The 9545-nt window shown below is 66.4% G+C and carries 4 protein-coding genes and 2 pseudogenes; 4 read left to right on the top strand and 2 right to left on the bottom strand.

All coding sequences use genetic code 11. The features are described 5' to 3' along the window. Positions 1 to 374 precede the first annotated feature (374 nt). The 3 genes and pseudogenes from ACFWZH_RS39120 to ACFWZH_RS39110 all read left to right on the top strand — a co-directional run. On the top strand, positions 375 to 1382 hold the full coding sequence (locus tag ACFWZH_RS39120; protein WP_384443184.1) for a formyl transferase: 1008 nt from the start codon (positions 375 to 377) through the stop codon (positions 1380 to 1382). A gap of 58 nt (positions 1383 to 1440) precedes the next feature. Beyond that, positions 1441 to 3666: an MMPL family transporter gene (locus ACFWZH_RS39115; protein ID WP_384443182.1), complete on the top strand. Its 2226-nt coding sequence runs from the start codon at positions 1441 to 1443 to the stop codon at positions 3664 to 3666. Positions 3667 to 4019: 353 nt separating this feature from the next. Then, a pseudogene (locus ACFWZH_RS39110) lies at positions 4020 to 4220 on the top strand (transposase); the annotation flags it as partial. A 71-nt stretch (positions 4221 to 4291) separates the two neighbouring features. Here the strand turns inward: ACFWZH_RS39110 and ACFWZH_RS39105 are convergent. Then, positions 4292 to 4435, bottom strand: a pseudogene (locus ACFWZH_RS39105) (IS5/IS1182 family transposase); the annotation flags it as partial. A 102-nt stretch (positions 4436 to 4537) separates the two neighbouring features. On the opposite strand from ACFWZH_RS39105, the gene ACFWZH_RS39100 reads away from it, so the two are divergent. Further along, entirely contained in the window at positions 4538 to 5308 is a 771-nt protein-coding gene (locus ACFWZH_RS39100) for a transposase (RefSeq protein ID WP_384443179.1), read from the top strand. A gap of 111 nt (positions 5309 to 5419) precedes the next feature. On the opposite strand, the gene ACFWZH_RS39095 is transcribed toward ACFWZH_RS39100, so the two are convergent. Then, the gene (locus tag ACFWZH_RS39095; RefSeq protein ID WP_384443176.1) at positions 5420 to 7789 is read right to left on the bottom strand and encodes a discoidin domain-containing protein; all 2370 of its coding nucleotides are present in this window, start codon (positions 7787 to 7789) and stop codon (positions 5420 to 5422) included. Between the last annotated feature and the right edge of the window lie 1756 nt (positions 7790 to 9545).

The following is a 9545-nucleotide window of genomic DNA, read 5'->3' as shown; positions in this document are numbered from 1 at the left end:
TTCCTTTGCCGTCGGCGGGGGGGCCGCGTTGGTGGTCGCCGCCTGCCCCCACTCCGTCCCCCCCACCGACCTGGCCAGGTTGGAAGAAGCTCGTCTCCTTCGCGTCCTGGACGCACATGAAAAAATCTCGTATGAGTCAGGAGTCACACACATCCGAAGAACAGCACCTGCAGCCGCGATCCGCGACTGCCCGGCCCGCGCTGTGGTGGCCTGGATTGCGCTCCGTGACCAGTATCGTCGGCGGATCGGCCGTGCGCCACTCTGCTCCGGCCGGTCTGAGGCCGTGACATCCTGCGCTCTCGCCCGGCCAACGGCCGAGGCCAACTCCACATCCGCTCCTGGCCGCCGTGGACTTGACAAAGAAAGACGCCAACATGCAGCCCCTGCGCATCCTGCTGTGTATCCGGACCGACCTGACCAGTTGGTGGACGCTCAACTCCCTCCTTCCACACATGTCCGGGCACACCCTGGCCATCGCCCAGTACCCAACAACGACCGAACGCCCCAACGGTCTGGAAGAGGTCGCGGGCCTGCCCGAGGTGGACGACGCACTGACCGCGCTGTGGCTGGACGACGCACTCCCCAACGAGGTCCTCTTCCCCACCCTGGCCGAACTGCCCACCGCCCCGGGTGCCATGGCCGGTCCCGCCCACCTGGCCTCCCGTCACGGCGCCGCGCTGCGCACCGTGGCGGACCTGAACACTGGCCCGGACCTGGACTGGGCCCGCGCTTTCGCCCCGGACGTACTCATCTCCTTGCGCTTTGGCCAGATCCTGCGCTCAGCGGTGATCGACCTGCCTCCACTGGGATGCTTCAACGCCCACTCAGGCGACCTGCCTCACTACGCCGGGCTGTTCTGCCCCGTACGCGCAGTCCTGGCCGGAGAGCGGAAGCTGGGGTGCACACTGCACCGCATCGACACCGGCATCGACACCGGGCCCGTCGTGGCGCGCGGGTACACACCCATCGACCCCACGCGTTCCCTTGCCGAGCACTACGCGCGGGTCTACGCTCTGGCCGTCCCGATGATCTGCGACCTCATCGCGACCCTTGTGACCCGGTGTGACGCCACAGGGCAACCCCAGGACACCGCCTCGCGCCAGTACGGCAGTCAACTCACCATCGAGGAGATCACCGCACTGCACAACGCCGGGATGGCCCTCACCCACCCCCGCGACTTCTCCCACTACCTGCTCCCCTTCCTCCCCGGCCCGATCGGCGCCGGTATCCCTGCCCTGGCGACGGAACTGGTGGCCCGCTGGCATGCCTTCGCCGACACGCTGCCGCATCGGGCACGCACTCTGTTGCAGAGTTGCCTTCACCCCGACAGCCTCGCCCTGTATGCCGCCGGCGAGGCTCGGGCCCGTTCCCCAATCGGCTGACGGCGCCAGCCCCTTACGGGCGGTTGTGACGGGGGCCGCAGGTGATCGTTACCCCGGCATGAGAGAACAGAGCGTTCCGAACGCTGAAAAGCGGGGCTGCCTCAAGGCCGTCCGCCGCTCGCGGCGTGGTGCCTGGATGGTCCTGCTTCTCTTTTGTCTGCTGGGGTGCACGGCGGCAATCGGAGCGCGCGGCATCGATGATCGGCTGTCACCCGAGACGCTTACGCCGGGCTCGGCCGAGTCCCAGCGCGCCGATGCCCTGCTGGCCTCCCGTTTCGGTGCCGGTGAGCCGCACCTCGTTCTGCTTGCCGAAACCTCTGGTTCTGTCGATGACACCCGCGCCGTGCGAGCCGGGCGGGCTCTTGCCGACGAGCTCGAGGCCGATCCCCATACCGCCTGGGCACGGAGCTACTGGCCGCGCCGTCTCCCGGAGCTGCGCGCAGCCGACGGGCGCCACGCCCTGGTGCTGCTCCGGTTCCGCGGGGACGAACGTGCGGTGCGCGCTGCCGGCAGCGCCACGATCGCCCGGCATACCGGGCGGCGCGGCCCCTTGCGGTTGGCAGCCGCGGGCCGGACCGCACTCCTCGCCGAGGACGATCGCCTCAGCCGGCACGGCCTGAGGGTGGCCGAGATCGTCACCGCGCCCCTGGTTCTGCTGGTCCTGTTGTGGGCTTTCGGCAGCGCTGTCGTCGCGCTGATCCCGTTGGGGGTGGGCATCTTCGCTGTCGTCACCACCACCGCGTTTCTGCGCCTGCTGACCAACCTGACGTCCGTGTCGGTCTTCGCACTCAGCATCACCACGGCCCTGGGCTTCGGGCTGGCTGTGGACTACGGCCTGCTCCTGGTCAGCCGTTACCGGGAGGAACTGGCCGAGGGGCTCGCTCCGGGCTCGGCCGTGGAAGCGACTCTGCGGACGGCGGGACGTGCCGTGGCATTCTCCGGGGCCACAGTTGCGGCCTGCCTGTGCACGCTGCTGGTTTTCCCGATGCCCCTGGTGCGATCGATCGCCTGCGGAGGTGTCGTGGTCGTGCTCGCCTCCGCCGCAGGAGCTCTCGTACTGGTGCCGGCGCTGCTGCTGCTCCTCGGGGAGCGAGTGAACCGGTGGGACGTCTTCGCCAGGCTGCGTCCGAAGGCGTCGGAGCACGCCCGCACGGGAGGTCGCGGCGGGTGGTTCCGGCTGGCCCAGTGGGTGACCCGACGACCCGTCATCGTCCTGCTGGGGGGCCTGGTCCTCCTCGGGCTGCTGGCCGCGCCATCAGCCTTGGTGCGCTTCGGCCTGTACGGCGACAGACACCTCCCGTCGTCCTCCCCAGTCGCCCAGACGTCCCGGGAACTGCGCAACGCCTTCGGAACGACGGCATCGGGCACCCCGTCTGTGGTTCTGCCCGGTCTGGACGGGAGGCGTTCCGCCGCGGCCGTCAGTGGATACGCCCGTCGGCTGTCCCGCGTCCCCGGCGTGAGCCAGGTGGACGCCCTGACCGGAGCCTACCGCCTTGGCCGGCAGTCGCCTCTCCCGCCGGCCAAGGCCGTCCGCTTCATCTCCGACGCCGGGACCTGGCTGTCGATCGTCCCGGAGACGGGGGATGCCCTCACCCCAGAGGGAAGCCGTCTGGCCGAGCGGCTTCGCCGCGTCCCTGCCCCGGTACCTCCCCTCGTCGGCGGTCTTGGCGCCCGACTCGCCGACACAGAAGACGCTTTGACGAGCCGTCTGCCGCTTGTCGGTGCCTTGACGGCCGGCGCCACGTTCCTGCTCCTCCTGGTCTTCACCGGCAGCGTACTGATTCCGGTGAAAGCCCTGCTTTTGAACGCTCTGAGCCTGACGGTCACCTTCGGGATCCTGGTCGCCGTGTTCCAAGAAGGATGGCTGTCCGGTCCGCCCTTTGGTATTCCGGCCGCGGGGGTCACTGATGTGATCGCTCCCCTCATGTTCGCGGTCGCGTTCGGCCTGTCCATGGATTACGAGGTGTTCCTGCTCTCCCGCATCGTGGAGGAGTACCGCAGGGGAAGCCCCACGCCGGTGGCGGTGGCCACTGGCCTCCAGCACAGCGGAAGGCTGTTCACGGCAGCGGCGTTTGTCTTCGCGATCGTCATGGGCGCGCTCGCGCTGTCCGATCTGTTGCATCTGCGGATGGTGGGCACCGGCCTTGCCGTGGCTGTCCTGCTGGACTGCACGATCGTCCGTGCACTGCTCGTACCCGCCGCGATGCAGCTTGCGGGCCGGGCGAACTGGTGGCTGCCGAAGTTGCGGACCCGCGTGAGGGAACCGGTGGCGTCCCACCCGTAGCGGCGCGGTTGCGCAGCGGTACGGCTGGGGCAGGGGCCGTAAGATCGGCAATCACTCGACTCCGTAGACGGCCGAGAGTGCCCGGAACGCGATCTCCTCCGGCTCGATCGCCAGACGCATCGTCAGGAAAATTAAAGGGGTGCGGCTCCTCTGAGTGGGCGTTAAGTCCGACCTTCCTCAGTTCGTGATCGCTCGATCGTGGAACCGACCGCCGTCCGGGCCGCCTGGCGGGCATGTCCATGTGGAGATGCGGGGTATGAAGAGAGCCGTACCTCAGCGACTTATCGGACGAGCAGCTACCTGCGACGACGCGGCATCACGCACACGATCCCCAGAGAACCGGCCAGCAGCGGCACCGGCACCATCGCGGGCGCCGCGGCGGCCGGCCACCAGGCTTCAACCGGGAGGTCTACCGTCGACGCAACCTCGTCGAACGCTGCTTCAGCCAGCTCAAGCGCTTCCGCGGTGTCGCCACCCGATATGAGAAGACCGCCACCTCTCACGAAGCAGCGGTCATACCCGCATCACTCCTGCTCTGGGCAAGATCCGTTTGAAGAAGGACTCTAAAGGGTGTTGCAGCAGGCTGTGATCAGGCAGGTCGGGCTGTGGTTCGGGCGTCTGTTGATCACCTGGCGAGGGCGAGGTTGCGCATGTGGGCGACGGCCCGGACTGCGTGGTGGAGACCGTTGCCGCGCTGTCGGCAGTCACGAAGGATCTTGTAGTGCTTCATCCGGGCGAAGGTGCGCTCGACGCGGGCCCTGACCTGTCTTCCTCCTGCCGGGCAACAGGGCTCGGCCGGGGCGTTTGCGGCGGGGCGATGTTGTCTAAGCGCTGTCCCGTAACTGCTGGTCACGGGTGAGATGATCTTGCTATGTCTGGTGTGATCACGACGTCGGAGCCGTCCTGGATAGCCCCGTTCGCCGGCCTGAGCCCGCGTCAGTTCAGCAAGCTGATCACCGCGTTGCGGCGCGAAGGAGCGGACCCGGTCCGCAAGGGCCGGCCGTGGAGCCTGCCGCTGGAGGACCGGGTCCTGCTGGTTGCCGCGTACTGGCGGACCAACCTCACGCTGCGGCAGTTGGCGCCGCTGTTCGGGGTGTCGAAGTCGGCTGCCGACCGCGTCATCGACCACCTCGGTCCCGCACTCGCCCTCCAGCAGCGCAAGCGGTTCCGCAAGGACACTGTGCTGATCGTGGACGGAACTCTGGTCCCCACCCGCGACCACACCGTCGCCGAGCAGTCGAAGAACTATTGGTACTCCACCAATCACCAGGTCGTCATTGACGCCGATACCCGGCTTGTCGTCGCGGTCGGCCGGCCGCTGCCCGGCAACCGCAACGACTGCAGGGCGTGGAAGCTGTCCGGCGCGAAAGACGCCGTCGGCCACACCACCGTGATCGCGGACGGCGGCTACCGGGGCACCGGCCTGGTCATCCCGCACCGACGCGAGAAGGGCCAGGCCGAACTCCCCGCCTGGAAAGAGGAACACAACACGTCCCACCGCAAGGTCCGAGCCCGCGTCGAGCACGCCTTCGCCCGGATGAAGACCTGGAAAATCCTGCGCGACTGCCGCCTCAAGGGCGACGGCGTCCACCACGCCATGCTCGGCATCGCCCGCCTGCACAACTTCACCCTCGCAGGGTGAGAGGAAAGCAACCAGGCCACCCGGCACGTCATAGATCATTTACGGGACAGCGCTTAGTTCCAGACCGATCGCTGGGCGTTCGGATATCCCCAGCTCTACTTCGGGGAGCCTTCAGGAAGCGTTCTGTCGCGGGGGCTTCACGTGGCGTGGTGTGAAGCTGGCGGATACGACAGTCAGGATGGCGGCCTTGCTAGGGACGCCCTTCTTGTTGAGTGCGAAGAGCATGTAGGTGCCGGGTAGCGCGATTCCGGGGTCGGCAGGGATGCTCAGTTCGTAGGAGTTGGCGCCCTTGGTGCGGTAGCTCAGGGGGATACGGCGCTGGTCATTGTTGGTGGAGTGAGTTGCTACTCCGGCTCGGACCAGAGCGAACGAGGAAATTGCACTGTCGGTGGTTACCGGCAGCTTTGTCCCGCGCGCCACCTTGGCCGGGGTCGCGCTGGTGATATGAGGCCGGGGCCTTTGGGCGCCGTTGGGCTTGAGAAGGTAGGGCGGGGTGAAGATGGCTCCGTTTGGGTGGTTGGTTGCGCAGTTGCCGCAAAGGCCGCCACCACCTGTGAAGATGCGCCCGTCGGGGAGTAGGTTGGCGACGCTGTGGTAGTTGCGAGGTACTGCCATCGAAGCCATTGAGGTGAAGCGGCCGGTCGCGGGATCCCAGATTTCGGGGGTCATGACTGAACGGGCGTCGCTGAGGGGCACCGGGGTGGACTGCCCGCCGAAGACCGCAACCTTTCCGTCCGGCATGACGACACTGTTGCTGAAGGCCCGTGCTTGGGCCATGTCCCCGGTGCGCGCGCTGACGGGGTGTGCACTGTGGTTCAGGCTGACGGTGTAGGCGCGACGGGTTGCCGGGGCGTTCTCGTAGGCGGTGGCGCCGCCCAGGGTAAGGAGCTTGCCGACGTCGTAGGCGACGGCGTTGCCATTCATTGCGTCTTTGCTGTCAGCGCGGGTGCCAGCCGGCGTGATAGTGCCGTCCCCTTTGGTGGAAATCCAGTTGAGTTGCTTGCTTGGGCCGAGATGCAGCACCCGTCCCTTGGAAGTCGCGTACAGCCATTGGTGGTTGTCGGCCCGACGGCGGCCCTTCGGGTCGGCCGTCATCGTGCTCTTGACCGGCACGCCGGGCAATTTGCGCCATGTGCCGGTGGAGGGTGACCACACCTCGCCGTTCTTGCTGGCGGCTGGGTTGCCGCTCCAGGAGCCGCCAATGACGAAGGCGTCACCACTTGAGAGCAGCGTCATGCCGTGGTAGCCGCGCGCGGTTTTCATGTTTGAGGTGGAGGTCCACTTGTCGGTGGCGGGGTTGTAAATGCTGGCGCGCTCGGCGTTGCTGCCGCCGGTAACCAGGATCCGGCCGTCGGCGAGGGCTGCGGTGCCGGGACAAAACATGTCGTGCCTGGTGTTAGCGACGCGGCGTCGGCTGATTTTTCCGGTAGTCAGGTCCATTGTCGCCGTCTGGGTGTAGCCGTGTGCCTTTCCGAAGCGGTCGTGGGCGTACGCGGACCAGGCCAGGAGCTTGTTGTTGGGCAGTACCGCTGCGGCCACAGGAACCAGCGGGAAGCCCTTCAGCGGCCCCCATGCACCGTGGACGGCCGGCTTGGCCGGACTGCTTAGTCGCAGTTCGGCGGCCGAGGAGAGCGGCGTTTCGCGGCGGCCTGCCTCGGTGGTGGCGATGAGACGGACGTAGCGGGCGGTCGCCGGGCGGGTGAACGTGGCGCCCTTGGTCGAGTCGTCGTCCTTCCAGGTGCCTGTGGCCACCGGAGAGGCGAATGCGACGCCATCTGTGCTGGTGGAGATCGAGTAATGGCCGATGCGGCCGGTGGTTTTGTGGCGGGGCGGTTGGTAGGTAAGGCCTGAGACGACGGTTGTGCGGTGCATGTCGATGGTGATGCTGTGCGGCCGCCTCGAGGAGGTGTGTGACCGCTTGCTTCGCCGGAGGGTGCCGCGGTCGCTGTCCAGAACGAGCCGGGCATCGCTGCCCTTGACCCCGGCCTCCTCGTTACTGGCTGTCCATCCGTCACGCGGCAGGTCGACGACGGATGCGGGGGTTGTTCCGGGCTCTCCGAGCAGGTTGATCCCCTGGGCTGACCATCGCGGGCCGCGCGCGCCAGTCTCGGCGGTAGCGGTCAGCCGTATGAAGCGGGTGCCCTTGGCGGCAAAACTCAGAGTCTTAGTCGTCGCGTCATCGGCCAGGGTCCCAGTCGCAACCGCCTGGCCCCAGGTCCTACCGTCGCGGCTCAGGTGAATGGAGTATGCGCTGATCCGGCGGTTGGTGTTGTGGCGGGGCGGTTGGTAGGTGAGGCCTGAGACGACGGTTGTGCGGTGCATGTCGATGGTGATGCTGTGCGGCCGCCTCGAGGAGGTGTGTGACCGCTTGCTTCGCCGGAGGGTGCCGCGGTCGCTGTCCAGAACGAGCCGGGCATCGCTGCCCTTGACTCCGGACTCCTCGTCATCGACGGAGGCAGTCCACCTCTGACGCGGCAGCACGGGAGCGGAGGATTCCATGGCCTCTGCGGGCGCGAGCTCTTGATGCGGCGCGGAAGACGCCGACGACTGTCCGCTGTTGGGCCAGTGCGGATCTGGGGCGGCTGCTGATTTCTTTGCTACGGAGGTGACCGGTAACAGCGTCGCGACCGTACATGCTGCCAGGGCCGCGAGAAGCAGATCCCTGGTTCTGAGCCTGGACGATTGGATCGACCTTGGTACCCGTTTCATATCAACACCCTCCATGGGACGAGGAATATAGAGGCGGCAATCAGGTTGGTGGTGACGTGTGGGCCGTGTGCAGTCCTAAGTCGGCCGTGCTGGTTATGGCCAGCCTCCTCGTGTGATCCATGCTGGAAGGTGCTGGCCCGAAATTTTGAGGATTTCGCCAGATCAGCTGAAGCCTCATCAGCTGTCCTCAGGCCGACTCTGGTGTCTCGGCTGCTGCAGGGCACCGTGGGTAGGGGACTGGCTCAGGCGAACACGTCGTACAGCGCTCCCAGCACGCGCTCGCAGACCACGAGCAAGTCCCTTGAGGGCATGGAGGCGACCTGCTGGTTACGGCCGGTGTCGGGGTGTCCCGTAGAATTCCAGGCTGTGATGAGGGTTTCGCCCCGGGAGGAATCGGTCGGTCTAGGTCTGTGCTGGTTAGGAACTGCGCAGCCAAGACCCTCTTAGCCATTGGGTGGAGGGCCGCTGCGCACGCGATCGACGCAGTATCCGCTTGGCATCACCTGGATGGAGATTGGCGATCCTCCGCATCGCCGGCGACGACCAGGAGCGAGTGCCAGTCGAAGCGCGCCGGTCCACGACAGAATTTGAGCGGCGCTTGCCGGAGCTGTGCCGGTCCGGTTCCATGCGCAAACCTCCATCACTGTGCAAGTGTCAGCGTTAGGGATCCATGGTGCGCAGCTCACCGAGCGAGTGGCAACTGGAACGTGATTCGGGATCCAACGCTGGGGCTCGGGCGCGTTGCCCTCGGGCCTCCACTTCCCTCCTCGATCCCGTGGCATGCAGCAACCTACTGCGGTGGCCCAATGGAGGTCGTCGCTAAATGTATGCTGTGTCGCTTGACAGCTGTCCTCCTCGGGCGTCACTCTGCAATTGGAGGATGACCCGCCAGTTGCCCCAAAGGCGGTGACTGCGAAGGGGTAAGGGTTCTTCAGATTCCCCCTTTTCGAGACGGCTGTCTCCTTTTGCGGGAGGTCACCTTTCCCGCAAGCGGCTCCGCCGATCCGCAATCTTGGATCGACCCACCGGAATCGCATGGCGCTACCCCGCGTGCGAGATTGCTCCAGGCAAACGGGTGACGGGTAGTGCGCTGCGTGAAGACGAAGGCGGCCTTGATCAATTCAACCGGCTGCTTCGGAGTGAAGACCGGGTCGCTCGGCCAAGCGCATACGTACTTAACGCACAAAGTCTGAAAACCTCTACTGCTGAGCACGGCCTGCCGCTTGCTGGATGACCGCGGACCAGCTTCTCTGACAACGCCGGACGCATACACGCGCTCTCCCACTTCGCTGCCCTGAGCCCTCGCGCGATCAAGGTCTGTGCTGACGCCTCTTGGCTTACCGCCAACGCCCCGAACTGGCGCCACCTGAACCTCGAACCCAAACGCTCCTTCCGGGATGAAACGCTCTTTAAGGAGAATGCACCGCATGTTTGAGACAGACCTCGACGCCGTACCCCGCTTCAGCATCATCGTCCCCGTGTTCAGAGTGCAGGGATTCCTGCGCGAGTGCATGGACTCGGTGCTGAC

The organism is Streptomyces sp. NPDC059008 (assembly GCF_042749045.1).
In the GTDB taxonomy this organism is placed as follows: Bacteria; Actinomycetota; Actinomycetes; order Streptomycetales; family Streptomycetaceae; genus Streptomyces.
Note: the sequence above shows the minus strand (reverse complement) of the source record. Positions and strands in the feature narration are given on the sequence as shown.